Raw genomic sequence first — 16,398 nt, forward strand, 5'->3', positions numbered from 1 at the left:
ATTCGCTCAGATCGCCTCGGCTCATGACTGCCTCCAAAAAGCAGTCTTGAATCAAGCTTCGATCAATTCGTCAACCAATTCGTCCACGCCGCCTAATCAGCTCGAGTGTCATGATCAAATAAAATGAACTGTTGAAGCGGACAGATTGTGCTAATGCACCTCACCATCGATAGCAGTATGGAAATATTCAAAAAATGGAATGGATTCCGGTATTCTTGATAGCGTTCAAGGTTCTCGTGTTAGGCGCGGCCATGTTCTTCGCCATCAAGTTCCATTATGATGAAGATAAAAAGAAGAAGAACAGCGAAAAAGGCGGAACGTAAGCGCCCGTTTTAGCGCGCATTTATTACGCTTATAAATATCGCTCCGTCAGACACGGAGCGCGCCTATCCCTTGCCGATGCAATTGTCGCTGGCTAGAAGCGCAATATGATTTCATTTCCTTGGTGGGTTACCATTCTCGTTATCATGTCGATCTATTGGCCGGTTACCGTGATGGTAGCAGCGGCGATCGTCGTGACAGCATTTCTTGGAACAAAGAGCATCGGCTGGCGGCTGGCGTGGATCGCGTTGGCGGCACTGATCGTAGCGCCAGTCATATGGTTTTACACGATACTATAAAGGCAGGGCTCGGCTTACCGCCGTCAGATTGTACATCGCGTGGATTTCGACCCACGCATAGGTCTAGGTAAACCGTCCGCACATGCAGCGCCTCCTCGTTTGCAAAAAAGTAGGGCGCTTACTGTTGGCGTCTAGTTGTGTGGTCGGATTTTGGCTCGAGCATCGATTGGCGTTTGAAGTAGGCGTCGAAGCGGCGTTCGCTGCGGTGATGCTGCCAATAAATCGCAATGGGAAGCATAATGATTCCCGCGCAAGTTATACGAAACATCCAGATTGCTCCGGTCGTGCCAAACAGCTTGAGGACCAAAACACCCAAGGGCGCGTTGCTTTGAGTTGGATCGACGAAGATAATGCCAAGCAAGCCAGCCGGTATAAACCCCGCCGCTAGCAAACGAATTTTCCAAATGTCACTCATGTCGCCCCTCCCAACTGAGGAGGGAACTTATATTTTCGTGTAAAATCAGTCACGGCTTATTTTCTGCGTCCAGCCAAGGCGTCTTCGCCTTCCTGTTTATGATCGCGGCAGAACCAGAGCTGAGCCGTAGCGGTCTTGTAGCCGAACGATCTCCACGCTTTGCAGCCTTCGCATCGCAGTAGTGCTCAAAGAGCTTTCCGCTCGTTGAGGGGGGGATTCTATCGTTTTTGTAATCGCTGATTGAAGTACCAATAGCTATGTTCAAGACAGGTTCAACGAACCTAAAGAGCACTACTTTTGTGTAACGCTTCCGGTCTATAAGCCATTGATTTGTTTGGAGGATCGAATGGTGGGCGTAACAGGGATTGAACCTGTGACCCCTACAATGTCAATGTAGTGCTCTCCCGCTGAGCTATACGCCCATTCGATGTGCCGCATACACCATATCGCGTTGCGCCCGTCAATGGCCTTTTTTGAAGTTTTTTCGTCTTTTTGTTGAAGACTTTTCAAAAGCCCGGAAAACTGCGACTTGGTTGGTGATCGCCTTAGGCGGCGATCAACATTTTTTCGATTTCGTTCACCAGGTCGCGCAGGTGGAATGGCTTGGAAAGCACTTTTGCGTCACGCGGGGCGTCAGAATCAGGGTTCAAAGCAACGGCAGCGAATCCCGTGATGAACATTATTTTCAGGTCGGGATCGATTTCCGTGGCGCGGCGCGCGAGTTCGATGCCGTCCATTTCCGGCATTACGATGTCGGTCAGCAGCAGTGAGAACGGCTCTTCCTGCAGTCGTTCATAGGCGCTGGCGCCATTGTCGAAGTGTGTTACGTGATAGCCCGCCTTTTCCAGTGCCTTCACGAGGAAGCGGCGCATATCGTTGTCGTCTTCAGCAAGAAGAATTCTTTTCATTGGTCCGTCCGAATTTCCCATCGTTCGCTCCAGTGCTCGGGCAGCGTGAACGATTCAATTTTCCACTCTAGAAAACGCTTCTTTGGTAAATATGAAATGAATGCTCGCGCGAATGTTAATTGTTATGGCATGCATTTGGCAACAACCTGTCATTTGTGACGGGATTGCCGCAGTTTTCGGTTCATGATCGAATTCGGCGGCAATTGTTGGTATTTGCACCGGCGCGGCGGTTGACGTAATTTGTCGAGCCCGGCGGTGTGCTGTGTCCAGCCACCGCAAAGATGACATGCATAAACGGATCAAAATATGAGTTTGGAGCGTGATTTCAGCCTGATACCGCCTTTCGAGGTGAATGCTCCGGCAGAGCAGCGAATTCCGTTCGTATTCAACTCGCCGCACAGCGGTCGCTATTATCCGCAATCCTTTCTGGAATTATCCCGTCTCGACAGTCTCAGCATCCGCCATTCGGAAGATTGTTATGTCGACGAGTTGTTCGCTTCCGCCGTCCGACTCGGTGCGCCCTTGCTCAAGGCGCACTTCCCGCGCGCATTTCTCGATGTGAATCGTGAAGCCTATGAACTTGATCCGCGCATGTTCACCGAAACGCTGCCGCCTTTCACCAACAGCCAGTCGGCACGGGTCGCCGGTGGGCTGGGCACGGTGCCGCGTCTGGTGGGCGAAGGGCAGATGATCTATGCGGGGCGAATCCCGCTTGCCGAAGCCTTCTACCGCATTGAAGATCTCTACAAGCCCTATCACCGCACGCTTGAAGGTCTGCTGCAATCGACCCGCCAGCAGTTCGGTTATGCGGTTCTGATTGATTGCCACTCCATGCCGGGCGGCGTGCGTCCGGGAGAAGTCGCTTCGCGCCCTGATTTCATTATCGGCGACCGGTTCGGCCGCTCGTGCAGCGAGCGCCTCACGCAGGCGGCTATCGAGCTGTTGCGGGATCTCGGTTACACGGTTGCGCATAACAAGCCCTATGCTGGCGGTTTTATCACCGAGCATTATGGCCGGCCCGCCGTTGCGTGCCATGCCTTGCAGATCGAGATTAATCGCAGTCTCTATGTAAACGAGCAATCGCTGCACAAGCTTGCGGGCTTCGATACATTATGTGGCGATCTGCATCAGTTCCTGAGCGATCTCACATCCTTGCCGGACGATCTGTTTATCGCACCGCCGCTCGCTGCCGAATGAGATGCGGGCGCGGCGTCGCACAAATGCGACAAGCCTATGGTAAGTCTAGGCAATCCAAGTCGGCATGCAGATAAAAAGAACCGCGCTCGTACGATACGAACGCGGCCAAAGACTAGGGAGGAAATGCCCCGAAAGGCATCGACAGGAAGACCTGTCTAGTCTTTAAGCTACGCGCTAAAGCTGGTTGCGTCAAGAAAATGCGCATCTTTTTTGGGCGAATTTTTTCTTGCTCAATAATTGAGCAAAATTAGCATGGATGCACAAGTTGCAGCCATGTCTTGGAAACAGGAGAATAGGGTTGCTCATCGACAAGGCATTTTTTTCCGAAGTGGCAACGGCAGCAGCGGCTGAAACTTTGCCGCGCTTTCGTCAGTTGAACGAGGTGGACAACAAATACAGTGTCGGATTCGACCCTGTTACCGAAGCGGACCGGGCTGCGGAACGGGCGATTCGTGCCGTTATTGGCCATCGTTATCCGGAACACGGCATTCTGGGCGAAGAATACGGCCCGGAAAATACTGACCGCAGCCATGTCTGGGTTATCGATCCGATAGACGGCACGCGCGCCTTTATATCCGGTCTGCCGGTCTGGGGCACGCTGGTCGGCCTGACGGTCGATGGTGATGCACGCGCCGGGATGATGTCGCAGCCGTTTACAGGAGAGCTGTTCTATAGCGACGGCGAGGGCTCCTATTTGCTGCGCGAAGGCGATGGTGATGAGCCGCGCCGTCTTTCCGTGCGCAAGGGAGCCACCTTGGCGGATGCGACACTGTTTACGACGACGCCAGCGATGTTCAAAGGAGATAACCGCAAAGGGTTTGACCGGCTTGAAAGTGCCGTGCGCCTCTCGCGCTATGGTGTCGATTGCTACGCCTTTGCGATGCTCGCAGGCGGTTATGTCGATATTGTCGTTGAGGCTGGCTTGCAGCCTTACGATATCGTCGCGCTCATCCCGATCATTGAGCAGGCCGGTGGCGTGATCACCCGTCGCGATGGCGGCCCTGCCGAAGAGGCTGGCGATATTGTTGCAGCCGCAACGCCGGAACTGCACAAGGCTGCGCTCGATTTGCTGAACGGCTAAATCTCTACGGGGAATCGGTGTGTTCGGCTGATTCCCCATCGCTGCTTGTCAGACGCCGGAGAACTCCGGCTCGATGGTTTCCGGCATGGTTTCGACATCCGACGATCCGGGAATGAAGGCGTCGAATGCGGCCCAGAGCTGCTCGCGATAAAAATCGGCTTCCTGCAACAATTCGTGGCGTCCGCCGTCAATCGTAATCAGTGAGACATTTCGCGTGCGCGCAGCAAAGCGCTCTAGCACCGGCGTTGAGACAACGCGTTCGTCGCCTGCTGCAATGATCAGCACAGGCACGCTGGGGCTTTCCTCATAAAAGTCTGGCTGATTGATGCGGCGCGCCGTTTCAAGCGCACCCCACACCCAGCGCACTGTCGGTCCGCCTAGTGCCAGATCAGGGAAGAGGCGCGTGATTTCCGTATTGCGCATAAAACGTGCTGGATCGCTGGTCAGCGGGTTTCCGGCAAAGGGGCGTGCGGTCAGCCTTTTTCCGCCGGAAGCATAGAGTGTTCCAAGCCCGACGCGCCGCAGCGTGGCGGCCAAACGGCGCACGACGTCGTCGCTTAGTTTCTGCGTGGCAAGCCCCATGAAGGGCGCACACAGCACCATGCGCGTGATGCGGGACGAGAGACTGCCCATCGAGGCCAATGCCACCATGGCGCCGGAAGAATGGCCGAGAATATAGAAAGGCGGGGGACAGTCGGGCAGAACGATATCGGTTAGAAAATGATCTAGATCTTCCTGATAATCGTCGAAACTGCGGACATAGCCGCGTAACCTGTCACGCAGCAACCGGTGGGAGCCGCCCTGGCCGCGCCAGTCGAAGGTGGCGGCAACAAAGCCGCGTGCCGTCAGCTCGCTCATCGTCTCGAAATATTTTTCGATGAATTCGTTTCGGCCTTGCAGCACAATGACGGTGCCGCGCACCGGGCCTGTTTCGGGCTTCAGGATGCTGTAGCGCAGGGTTCGGTCGGGATGGTCGGAATGGCTTGTGAAAAAGCCCGACTTTATTCCATGCGGAATCGGATTCGCATCGGTTTCGAACAGTAGTTCCGACATCCGTTGCGCAGCCTTTCCCGAATGATAATGCCCTGATCGTCTCGAGTATTATGCGCGAAATGATGACAAAAAGTAACCGGAAGTTCGCTTCCGAACTTCCGGCCAAAGGATCGTCAGGTGCAAGGGACGTTGCGGCCAGACGTTCCGACTTCTCAAACTTTTAGTAACCGCCGGGGCGGCGTTCGCCGACGATACGACCGGAGAAGGCATCGACCATAACGATGACGCGACGACCATTCGGACGTGTGGCGCGGACCATATAGGTGTCGCGATCCCGGCGCATGTCGCCGACTGCATAGCCGCGGCGTTCCAGCATACGGGTGACTTCACGCGGGCGCAGCGTATCGCGATTCCCCCAGTCGGGGCGGCGATCCGGGCGACCATAGCCGGGCGGCGGAGGCGGAGCATCCGGGCGCGGCGGGCGTGGGCGATAACCATCATTGTTGTCGTAATACTGAACCTGGACGCGCAAACCCGAGCTGTCAGCGAGGGAAGGGGTCGCAAAGCCGGTAGCGACAGTGGCAAGTGCGGCAAAAGCGAGAACAGCTTTTTTCATAACCGTGATCCTTAATAAAACCTGTCGAGCGACAGGCATGACGGGACATTTATTAGCCCCAAGCAGATGAACGCTCGCGGAAGATGATGTTCATTTTGGGTTCACTGTGGGTTTGCTCCCAAAAATGTAGGCTCCTATGGATCAGGAGTTGTTACGCGAAGTGACATGCCGTGTAGGCGAAGTCAGAGAGATTGTTGTTTGAAAACGGTCTTGAAAAGCAAAACAGCCATTCCCAAATGAGTTTTGCGGTCGCCAAAAAGGGGCCGCCGGCACCAAGGAATTCGCCATTAAGGGAGTTTCGCCGCCATGCATGATCCTGAAGCCGCAGAGCGGTTTTCGAAAGGGGTTATGCCGAACCATGCATCATGTCGCTCTGAAGGAGGGCTAACACATGCGTCACGTAGATTTTTCCCCGCTTTATCGTTCCACGGTTGGTTTCGACCGGCTTTTCACCATGCTTGATTCGCTCGCTTCGCCGGAGGGCACCCAGTCCTATCCGCCCTATAATATTGAGCGCACGGGTGAGAACACCTATCGCATCACCATGGCCGTTGCGGGCTTTTCCGACAGCGAACTCGAAATCGAAGCCCATCGCAACCAGCTGACCGTGAAGGGTCAGAAGGCTGACGAAAATGCATCCGATATCGGTGAAGTGCTTTATCGCGGTATTGCTTCGCGTGCTTTCGAGCGCCGCTTCCAGCTTGCCGATTTTGTTGAAGTCGCCGGTGCGAGCCTCAAGAATGGCCTCCTGCACATTGACCTCAAGCGCGAGATTCCTGAACAGATGAAACCGCGCAAGATCGAAGTCGCCAAGGCTGGTTCTGATAGCGCTCAGCAGATCGAAGCCAAAACCGCGCACTAAGTGTTTGTTTGCATTATCCTACGCAAAACCGCTTCGCACTTTTGCTGGAAATTCACTAATCACTGATCAGCTTGTAGAAATAAGAAAGGCGGCGCTGCAAAGCGCCGCCTTTTTGTGTTTAAGCGATCATGTCGCCGAACCGGTCCACATCTTCTTCCGTGTTGGCGAAGCTGGTCACGAAGCGGGCGAAAATCTCGCCCTCACCAATGCGGTTTTCTTCCGAATGCGGCGGGTTCCAGTCGTAGAAGATCGCTCCGGCATTGCGCAGGCGGTCATAGACCGACTGTTTCATGATGGCGAAAACTTCATTGGCTTCCGGCTTCCAGGCAAGGCGCATCTGGCTGGACGCGTTGACGTGGCCTGCAAGGCGGGTTGCCAGTGCATTGGAATGACGTGCGAGTTCCAGCCACAGATCGTCTTGCAGATAGGCGTCGAACTGGGCTGCCACAAAGCGGGTCTTGGAAAAAAGCTGCGCTGCGCGCTTGCGAATGAACGGCAGATCCTTTGCGCGCGCCGGGTCCATGAAGACCAGCGCTTCCGCGCACCAGCAGCCATTCTTGGTGCCGCCGAACGAGACGATATCGACGCCTTGCTTCCATGTCATTTCGGCGGGTGTCAGGCCGAGCGTGACCAGAGCATTGGCAAAACGTGCGCCATCCATATGTAACGGCAGAGCGGCATCGCGGCAGATTTTGGAAATGGTGGCGATTTGTTGCGGTTGATAGAGCGTGCCGACTTCCGTAGCCTGCGTGATGCTGACAGCCATTGGCTGTCCGGCATGGACGAAAGCCGGGTTGAAGCGCTTCAATTCCCGCTTGAGCAGTTCAGGGTCGATACGACCGAGCGCGCCATCAATGGGGTGAAGACGTGCGCCGCCGGTGAAATATTCGGGCGCGCCGCATTCATCTTCTATGACATGTGCTTCACGGTGCACCAGCGAAACGCCACCCGGGCGGTTGACGCTGGCCAGCGCCAGCGAGTTGGCAGCCGTTCCTGTGCCGACGAAGAAGACGGCCACTTCACGCTCGAACACTTCGTTGAAACGCTGCTCGACGCGCTTGTCGAGTTCGCTTGCGCCATAGGCGGCGGCAAAACCGGCTGCATGCAGCGAAAGGCTTTCGGCGATTTTCGGATGGGCGCCCGCCCAGTTGTCTGAAGCAAAATGCACGGCTGTCTCCACTCGCAACGATTCCAGTATGTGCAGCGATAGCTGCTGTCGGTTGTCTATAACCGGAGTTGAGAAAGGCGATAATACCGAAAATGGTGAAAAAACCGACGCTGCCTGTCACTTTTCTATGCTTTGTGCGTTGTATTAGAGCCGCGCCAAACTGACGCAATTGGCGCTATACGCAATTAAAAGTCTCAATGGTATGCACATGCGACATTTTATTACGGAAGTGGCTGAGAAAAATTGCGTTTCCATCTTGTGAGGCAATTTGAATTCTGTCATACGTAATTAGGACAGCAATGCTGTCCAATTAAAAGCTGATGCAGGCGGAAAACACGCATAGAACCGTGCCGTCGGTTTCAGAAATAAAAGCGCTGTGCTGGCAGGCCAATGGCTTGACGGTCACTGGCGCTCCGACTGTGACAGGGGAGATTCGAGTGCGCCTTTATCTGGCGGGCTGTGTGTTGTCTGTCCGAGCCTGATGAGAATAAGGCGCTAAACATCGTTCCTCGCACCGGCTTTGCCCGCTTGGCTCTGCCATTTGCCTGGAACCTCGTCCAACGCCTTGTCGATAAGGCTTTCCATAGAATGAATGCACCAGCGAGATGGTTGTCACCATCTCGGTATATACTGATCGCGCGCCTCATGAAGAGGGCCAAACGGAGGGAATGACGATGACGCATTTGACGCCATCTGTATCGAATGTGGTTTCTCACAACGTACAGAACGGAACGGTCAAAGCTGCGACGACCGCTTCCACCCGAACGACGCGAAAAACTAAGGCGGCGGGTGTCCCGCCAGCTCAAGGTCTCTACGATCCGCGCAACGAGCATGATGCGTGCGGCGTTGGCTTCATTGCCCATATGAAGGGGAAGAAGTCGCATGAGGTCGTGGAAAACGGCCTCAAGATGCTGGAAAACCTCACCCATCGCGGCGCCGTTGGCGCTGATCCGCTGATGGGCGACGGCGCAGGCATCCTGGTGCAGATTCCAGATCGCTTTTTCCGTGAGGAAATGGCGCGTCAAGGCATCGACCTGCCGCAGCCGGGCCATTATGGCGTGGGCTATCTGTTCATGCCGCGCGACGCTCAGCTGCGCGCTCATGCCGAAGAAATCGTCAAGGAAGTGATCGCTGCCGAAGGCCAGCAGTTCATCGGCTTCCGTGAGGTGCCGGTCGACAACGCGTCCCTGTCGAAGGCTCCGGATATCGCCGCGACCGAACCTTTCCATGTTCAGGTCTTCATCGGCCGCAACCCGATGCTGGAAACCGACGATGAGTTCGAGCGCCGCCTGTTCGTGCTGCGCAAGGTCATTTCCAACCGCATCTATCAGGAAAACGATGGCGACGATAACGGCTTCTACGTCGTTTCCATGTCGGCGCGCACGGTCGTCTATAAGGGCATGTTCCTGGCTTATCAGGTTGGCGCTTATTATCAGGATCTGCGCGATCCGCGCTTTGAAAGCGCGGTGGCGCTGGTTCACCAGCGTTTTTCGACCAACACCTTCCCGTCCTGGCGTCTGGCTCACCCTTACCGCATGGTCGCGCATAACGGCGAAATCAACACGCTGCGCGGCAATGTGAACTGGATGGCGGCGCGTCAGGCTTCGGTCGACTCAGAACTGTTCGGCAACGACATTTCCAAGCTGTGGCCTATTTCCTACGAAGGCCAGTCGGATACGGCCTGCTTCGACAATGCGCTGGAATTCCTGCATCAGGGCGGCTACAGCCTCGCTCATGCGATGATGATGCTGATCCCCGAAGCATGGTCCGGCAACAAGCTGATGTCGGATGATCGCCGCGCATTCTACGAATATCACGCTGCCCTGATGGAGCCATGGGACGGTCCTGCCGCCGTGGCCTTCACCGACGGTCGTCAGATCGGCGCCACGCTGGACCGTAACGGCCTGCGTCCGGCCCGCTACATTGTGACTGACGATGATTTCGTCATCCTGGCTTCGGAAGCTGGCGTTCTGCCGGTGGAAGAAAAGAAGGTCGTCAAGAAGTGGCGTCTTCAGCCGGGCCGCATGCTGCTCATCGATATGGAAGAGGGCCGCATCGTTTCCGACGAGGAAATCAAGTCGCAGATCGCGCAGAAGCATCCCTACAAGCAGTGGCTTGGCAACACCCAGCTCATTCTGGAAGACCTTAGCCCGGTCGAACCGCGTGCGCTGCGCAAGGATGTGAGCCTGCTCGACCGCCAGCAGGCCTTCGGTTACAGTCAGGAAGACACCAAGCTTCTGATGTCCCCGATGGCGACCACCGGTCAGGAAGCTATCGGTTCGATGGGTACGGATACGCCGATTTCGGCCATGTCCGACAAGTCGAAGATGCTGTTCACCTATTTCAAGCAGAACTTCGCGCAGGTCACCAACCCGCCGATTGATCCGATCCGTGAAGAACTGGTGATGAGCCTTGTCTCGTTCATCGGTCCGCGCCCGAACATTTTCGACCTTATCGGCAATTCGCGCCGCAAGCGTCTGGAAGTGCGCCAGCCGATCCTGACCAATGGCGATCTGGAAAAGATCCGCTCCATCGGTCACACGGAAGATCGTTTCGACACCAAGACGCTCGATATCACCTATAATACGGGTGAGGGCGCAGCTGGCATGCATGGCGCCATTGAACGTCTGTGCGACCGTGCCGAAGCGGCCGTTCATGGCGGCTACAACATCGTTATTCTGTCCGACCGTCAGGTCGGTCCGGACCGCATTCCGATCCCGGCTCTGCTGGCGACGGCTGCCGTGCATCACCATCTGATCCGCAAGGGTCTGCGGACTTCGGTCGGCCTCGTGGTCGAATCGGGCGAACCGCGCGAAGTGCACCATTTCGCCTGCCTTGCAGGCTATGGTGCCGAAGCGATCAACCCGTATCTCGCCTTCGATACGCTGCTCGACATGCATCGCCGCCGCGAATTCCCGCCGGAAGTTGACGAGTATGAAGTGGTCAAGCGCTACATCAAGTCGATCGGCAAGGGCATTCTCAAGGTCATGTCCAAGATGGGCATCTCGACCTACCAGTCCTATTGCGGTGCGCAGATTTTCGATGCGGTCGGCTTGCAGTCGAGCTTCGTTGACAAGTTTTTCTTCGGCACGGCCACCAGCATCGAAGGTGTTGGACTGGACGAAATCGCGGAAGAAACCGTGCGCCGTCACACCGATGCCTTCGGTAATGACCCGGTTCTTCTGACCTCGCTGGAAGTTGGCGGCGAATATGCCTACCGCATGCGCGGTGAAGCACATCTGTGGTCGCCGGACGCGGTTGCCAAGCTGCAGCATGCAGTGCGCACCTCGAACCCGGATACGTTCACCGAATATACGAGCATGCTCGACTCCAAGTCGGCGCAGGCCAAGACCATTCGCGGCCTGTTCGATATTCGCTTTGCCGAAGATCGCGGTCTCAAGCCGGTTTCTATCGATGACGTTGAACCGGCGGTCGATATCGTCAAGCGCTTTTCGACCGGTGCGATGTCCTTCGGCTCGATCAGCCGTGAGGCGCATACCACGCTGGCGCGGGCGATGAACGCCATTGGCGGCAAGTCGAACACGGGTGAGGGTGGCGAAGAGCCGGATCGCTTCTATCCGCTGCCGGACGGTACGCCGAACCCGGAACGTTCTGCGATCAAGCAGGTTGCATCGGGCCGTTTCGGTGTCACGACGGAATATCTCGTCAACTCCGATCTGATCCAGATCAAGGTTGCGCAGGGTGCAAAGCCCGGCGAAGGCGGCCAGCTGCCGGGTCACAAGGTTGATGCGACCATCGCGAAAACCCGTCACTCGACCCCGGGCGTTGGCCTCATTTCGCCGCCGCCGCACCATGACATCTACTCGATCGAAGATCTGGCACAGCTGATCTACGACCTGAAGAACGTCAATCCGGCTGCCGATATTTCGGTCAAGCTGGTGTCGGAAGTGGGTGTCGGCACGGTTGCCGCCGGTGTTGCCAAGGCACGCGCCGACCACATCACCGTATCGGGTTATGATGGCGGCACGGGCGCTTCGCCGCTCACCTCGCTGAAGCATGCCGGTAGCCCGTGGGAAATCGGCCTTGCAGAAACCCACCAGACGCTGGTGCTGAACGGGCTTCGCTCCCGCGTGGCCTTGCAGGTCGATGGTGGTCTGCGGACCGGTCGCGACGTGGTCATTGGTGCGCTGCTGGGTGCCGACGAGTTCGGTTTCTCGACGGCTCCGCTGATTGCTGCCGGCTGCATCATGATGCGCAAGTGCCATCTCAACACCTGCCCGGTGGGCGTGGCGACGCAGGACCCGGTTCTGCGCAAGCGCTTCAAGGGCACGCCGGAACACGTCATCAACTTCTTCTTCTATCTGGCGGAAGAAGTGCGCGCGCTGCTGGCTTCAATGGGCTTCACCAAGCTGGAACAGATCATCGGCGAGACCGAGCTTCTGGAAAAGCAGACGATGATCGACCATTGGAAGGCCAAGGGTCTCGATTTCAGCCGCATCTTCTACAAGCCTGAGGCTGAGAAGCACGAGATCTACTGGACCGAGCGTCAGCATCATCCGATTGAGGACGTTCTGGACCGTAAGCTGATCGCGGAAGCCATGCCTGCGCTCGAAGAACGCAAGCCGGTCAAGATCGACATCGGCATCAAGAATGTCGACCGTTCTGCCGGTGCCATGCTGTCGGGTGAGGTTGCCAAGCGGTTCCGTCACAAGGGCCTGCCGGATGAAACCATCGCTGTTACGCTTCGCGGCACGGCTGGCCAGTCCTTCGGCGCATTCCTGGCGCGCGGCATTTCGTTCGAACTGATCGGCGATGGCAACGACTATGTCGGCAAGGGTCTTTCGGGTGGCCGCATCGTTATCCGCCCGCCGGAAGATACGCGTATCGTCGCCGAAGATTCGATCATCGTCGGCAATACGGTGCTCTACGGTGCGCTTGAAGGCGAGTGCTACTTCCGCGGCGTTGCAGGCGAGCGTTTCGCCGTCCGTAACTCCGGCGCAGTCACGGTTGTCGAAGGCGTGGGCGATCACGGTTGCGAATACATGACCGGCGGTGTCGTCGTGGTTATCGGTCAGACGGGTCGCAATTTCGCGGCGGGCATGTCGGGCGGTGTCGCCTATGTGCTTGACGAGGAAGGCGATTTCGCCCAGCGCTGCAACATGGCAATGGTCGAACTGGAACCGGTTCCGGAAGAAGACGACATTCTCGAAAAGCTGCATCACCATGGCGGTGACCTCATGCATAAGGGCCGTGTGGACGTTTCGGCCAATATGACCCATCATGATGAGGAACGTCTGGTGCAGTTGATCGCCAACCACCTGCATTACACAGGCTCGACACGGGCGAAGGATATTCTCGACAATTGGGAGAGCTATCGTCCCAAATTCGTGAAGGTCATGCCGGTCGAATACCGTCGCGCTCTGGAAGAGATGGAGCGCATGCAGATCGGTGTCGCGGCTGAGTGATCCTGACAAGTGGAGCCCGACCTTCGGGTCGGGCGCCCTTCGCCACATGAAGAGATAACAACGCTCTGACATGCCTGCGCGTTCAAGAATGACGCGGCAGACAGGGCAACTTCCGGCAAAGCAGACCATGCGCTGGTCTCAGGCCGAGGGGAGTAGAAGAATGGGTAAGGTAACTGGTTTTCTAGAGATCGACCGGCAGGTAGCAAAGTACCAGCCAGCCTCGGATCGTATCCGCCACTTCCGCGAGTTCACCATTCCGATGACGGATGGTGAAGTGCAGAAGCAGGCTGCGCGCTGCATGGATTGCGGTATTCCGTTCTGCCATGGGCCTACGGGCTGTCCGGTGCACAACCAGATCCCGGACTGGAACGATCTTGTCTATAACGACAATTGGGATCAGGCGATCCGCAACCTGCATCTGACGAATAATTTCCCGGAATTCACCGGCCGCGTCTGCCCGGCGCCTTGCGAGGAAGCCTGCACGCTGAACCTCGAAGATACGCCGGTTGCGATCAAGACGGTCGAACAGGCTCTGGGTGACAAGGCTTTTGAGCTGGGTTACATCGTGCCGCAGCCAGCCGCCAACAAGACTGGCAAGTCGGTTGCGATCATCGGCTCCGGCCCGGCTGGCCTTGCTGCTGCACAGCAGCTGGCGCGCGCCGGTCACATGGTCGATGTCTATGAGCGCGAAAGCCGCCCGGGCGGTCTGCTGCGTTACGGCATTCCTGACTTCAAGATGGAAAAGCACCACATCGACCGCCGCGTGGCGCAGATGGAAGGTGAGGGCGTCCGCTTCCTGTGCGGCGTGAATATCGGCGTCGACAAGCCGCTGCGCGGTCTTCTCGATACCTATGATGCCGTGCTTTACAGCGGCGGCTCCGAAAGCCCGCGCCCGGCAGGCATTCCCGGCGCCGATCTGGAAGGCGTTTTCGACGCCATGCCTTATCTGGTGCAGCAGAACCGCCGCGTCGGCCGCGAGAACATCGAATCCGTCGCCTGGGCTTCGGCTCCGATTCTTGCTGGCGGCAAGCATGTCGTCGTGGTTGGCGGCGGCGATACCGCATCGGACTGCGTGGGCACAGCCTTCCGTCAGGGTGCAGTGAACGTTACGCAGCTCGATATTCGTCCGCAGCCGCCGGAAAAGGAAGACAAGCTGAGCGTCTGGCCTTACTGGGCCACCAAGATGCGCACCTCTTCCAGCCAGGCGGAGGGCGCCGCGCGCGAGTTTCAGGTCGCAACGCTGGAATTCATCGGCGAAGAAGGCCGCCTGACCCATGTGAAGTGCTGTCAGGTCGATGAAAAGCGCAAGCCGATTGCCGGTTCGGAATTCTTCATCAAGGCTGATCTTGCATTCATCGCCATCGGCTTTGCCGGTCCGGGTGAAGACAGTGTGGTCAAGGAACTGGGCGACAAGCTCGACGTCGCAACTGATCGTCGCGGCTCCAAGTCGGTCAAGGCCAATGAGCAGGACTATCGTACCAATGTCGACAAGCTCTATGCCGCAGGCGATGTGCGCCGTGGTCAGTCGCTGGTCGTCTGGGCAATCCGCGAAGGCCGTCAGGCCGCGCATGCCATCGATGCTGATCTGATGGGTAGTTCCGTCCTCCCTCGTTAAGAGATAAGAGATTAAAACTGAAAAAGCCCGGAGTTTTCTCCGGGATTTTTTGTGTCTGTTGGGGATCAGTTTTCGCTGCGCCGTGACTTCATCACCAGATAAGCGATGGCGAGGAACACGAACCAGAATGGCGTGACCTTCAGGGCCGCTGCGGTGTCCGGCTCCTGTGCCAGCGCCCACAGAATGAAGGCGAAGAAGGCGAAGACCATGACAACGGCGGCACGTCCACCCGGCATTTTGAACGTGGACTGTTCATGCAGATCGGGGCGCTTGCGGCGATATTGCAGATAAGACGCCAGAATGATCGACCAGATGAAGATGAAAAGCAGGGCTGAGATCGTCGTGACAATTGTGAAGGCTTCAATGATGCTCTGGCCCGCATAAAGCAGAACCACACCTGCCAGCAGGAAGATGCATGAGAAGAACAGCGCGTTGACCGGCACCTTGCGGTTGTTGAGCTTGCCAAGCGCCTTCGGTGCCAGCTTCGAAGTGGCAAGGCCATAGATCATGCGCGAGGTCGAGTAGATGCCGGAATTCGCGCTCGACGTTGCCGAGGTGAGCACGACGAAATTGACCACATGCGCGGCAATGCCAAGACCGGCCAGCGAGAACATGGCGACGAACGGGCTGGAGCTTGGATCGACCTGATCCCACGGGATCACGGTGATGATCACAAACAGCGCGCCGAGATAGAACAGCACCACGCGGATCGGGATGGAGTTGATTGCCTTTGGCAGATTGCGTACCGGGTCCTTGGTTTCGGCGGCGGCGGTGCCGACCAGTTCGATGCCCACAAAGGCGAAAACAGCGATCTGGAAACCAGCCACAAAGCCGAGGAAACCGTTGGGGAAGAAACCGCCATGGTTCCACAAATGCGCAACCGATGCCTGGCTGCCGTTGGGCAGGGTAAAGCCGGTTGAGAGCATATACACACCGGCAATGATCAGCCCGACGATGGCAACGATCTTGATCAGGGCGAACCAGAATTCGATTTCACCGAAATTACGCACGGTGGGCAGATTGAGTGCCAGAAGCGTGAAGATTAGCCCGAGTGCGGGGATCCAGAGCGCCAGTTCCGGAAACCAGAACGACACATAGCCCGACACGGCCACCACGTCAGCCACGCCCGTCACAATCCAGCAGAGCCAGTACGTCCAGCCGGTGAAGAACTGCGCCCAAGGGCCCAGATAATCGCCCGCGAAATCCGCGAAGGAACGATATTCGAGGTTGGAGAGCAGAATTTCGCCGAGCGCGCGCATCACGAAGAACAGCATGAAGCCGATCACCGCATAGACGAGCAGGATCGACGGGCCAGCCAGCGAAATGGTCTTGCCCGAGCCCATGAAAAGGCCGGTGCCGATGGCACCGCCAATGGCGATCAGCTGCAGGTGTCTGTTGGATAGATTGCGCGCAAGGTGGGTATCCTCCTCCCGATCGGAATCGACAGAAGGTTTGGATGCGATGTTCATTCAAACGCCTCTTTTTATCAGGCAGATG

The 16,398-nt window shown here is 56.8% G+C and carries 12 protein-coding genes and 1 tRNA gene; 6 read left to right on the top strand and 7 right to left on the bottom strand.

Annotated features, from left to right (window positions below):
• The first annotated feature begins 428 nt into the window (after positions 1-428).
• Positions 429-620, top strand: coding sequence for a hypothetical protein (locus tag FHW00_RS13765; RefSeq protein ID WP_078339246.1), 192 nt, complete (start codon positions 429-431; stop codon positions 618-620).
• A 118-nt stretch (positions 621-738) separates the two neighbouring features.
• Here the strand turns inward: FHW00_RS13765 and FHW00_RS13770 are convergent, their stop codons facing one another.
• The 3 genes from FHW00_RS13770 to cpdR all read right to left on the bottom strand — a co-directional run bounded on the left by FHW00_RS13770 (position 739) and on the right by cpdR (position 1,943).
• Positions 739-1,035: a hypothetical protein gene (locus FHW00_RS13770; RefSeq protein WP_078339245.1), complete on the bottom strand. Its 297-nt coding sequence runs from the start codon at positions 1,033-1,035 to the stop codon at positions 739-741.
• Positions 1,036-1,382: 347 nt separating this feature from the next.
• A tRNA-Val gene (locus FHW00_RS13775) sits at positions 1,383-1,457 on the bottom strand.
• Between the two features lie 123 nt (positions 1,458-1,580).
• Positions 1,581-1,943: a cell cycle two-component system response regulator CpdR gene (cpdR, locus tag FHW00_RS13780; protein WP_002966536.1), complete on the bottom strand. Its 363-nt coding sequence runs from the start codon at positions 1,941-1,943 to the stop codon at positions 1,581-1,583.
• A 306-nt stretch (positions 1,944-2,249) separates the two neighbouring features.
• Here cpdR and FHW00_RS13785 point away from each other — a divergent pair, with 306 nt between their 5' ends.
• Both FHW00_RS13785 and hisN read left to right on the top strand, forming a co-directional pair.
• Complete coding sequence (locus FHW00_RS13785) at positions 2,250-3,140, top strand: N-formylglutamate amidohydrolase (RefSeq protein WP_078339244.1); 891 nt, start codon at positions 2,250-2,252, stop codon at positions 3,138-3,140.
• A gap of 298 nt (positions 3,141-3,438) precedes the next feature.
• Positions 3,439-4,221 carry a histidinol-phosphatase gene (gene hisN, locus FHW00_RS13790; protein WP_078339243.1) on the top strand — a complete coding sequence of 261 codons (783 nt, stop codon included), beginning with the start codon at positions 3,439-3,441 and terminating at the stop codon, positions 4,219-4,221.
• A 48-nt stretch (positions 4,222-4,269) separates the two neighbouring features.
• Here the strand turns inward: hisN and FHW00_RS13795 are convergent, their stop codons facing one another.
• Complete coding sequence (locus FHW00_RS13795) at positions 4,270-5,274, bottom strand: alpha/beta fold hydrolase (RefSeq protein WP_078339242.1); 1,005 nt, start codon at positions 5,272-5,274, stop codon at positions 4,270-4,272.
• Between the two features lie 160 nt (positions 5,275-5,434).
• Positions 5,435-5,830, bottom strand: a complete 396-nt coding sequence (locus tag FHW00_RS13800) for a PepSY domain-containing protein (protein ID WP_078339241.1) — start codon at positions 5,828-5,830, stop codon at positions 5,435-5,437.
• A gap of 391 nt (positions 5,831-6,221) precedes the next feature.
• Between FHW00_RS13800 and FHW00_RS13805 the strand changes: the two genes are divergently transcribed.
• The gene (locus FHW00_RS13805) at positions 6,222-6,692 is read left to right on the top strand and encodes an Hsp20 family protein (RefSeq protein ID WP_078339240.1); all 471 of its coding nucleotides are present in this window, start codon (positions 6,222-6,224) and stop codon (positions 6,690-6,692) included.
• 118 nt (positions 6,693-6,810) lie between these two features.
• Here FHW00_RS13805 and FHW00_RS13810 read toward each other — a convergent pair whose 3' ends face one another.
• Entirely contained in the window at positions 6,811-7,860 is a 1,050-nt protein-coding gene (locus FHW00_RS13810) for a threonine aldolase family protein (protein WP_113533875.1), read from the bottom strand.
• Between the two features lie 674 nt (positions 7,861-8,534).
• Between FHW00_RS13810 and gltB the strand changes: the two genes are divergently transcribed.
• Positions 8,535-13,286 carry a glutamate synthase large subunit gene (gltB, locus tag FHW00_RS13815; RefSeq protein WP_182514662.1) on the top strand — a complete coding sequence of 1,584 codons (4,752 nt, stop codon included), beginning with the start codon at positions 8,535-8,537 and terminating at the stop codon, positions 13,284-13,286.
• 160 nt (positions 13,287-13,446) lie between these two features.
• A complete protein-coding gene (locus FHW00_RS13820; RefSeq protein WP_078339239.1) occupies positions 13,447-14,901 on the top strand; it encodes a glutamate synthase subunit beta in 1,455 nt (484 codons plus the stop codon).
• A 65-nt stretch (positions 14,902-14,966) separates the two neighbouring features.
• On the opposite strand, the gene FHW00_RS13825 is transcribed toward FHW00_RS13820, so the two are convergent.
• On the bottom strand, positions 14,967-16,370 hold the full coding sequence (locus FHW00_RS13825) for an amino acid permease (protein ID WP_078339238.1): 1,404 nt from the start codon (positions 16,368-16,370) through the stop codon (positions 14,967-14,969).
• Positions 16,371-16,398 lie beyond the last annotated feature (28 nt).

The sequence above is a fragment of the Ochrobactrum sp. P6BSIII genome, from assembly GCF_014138065.1.
Taxonomy (GTDB): domain Bacteria; phylum Pseudomonadota; class Alphaproteobacteria; order Rhizobiales; family Rhizobiaceae; genus Brucella.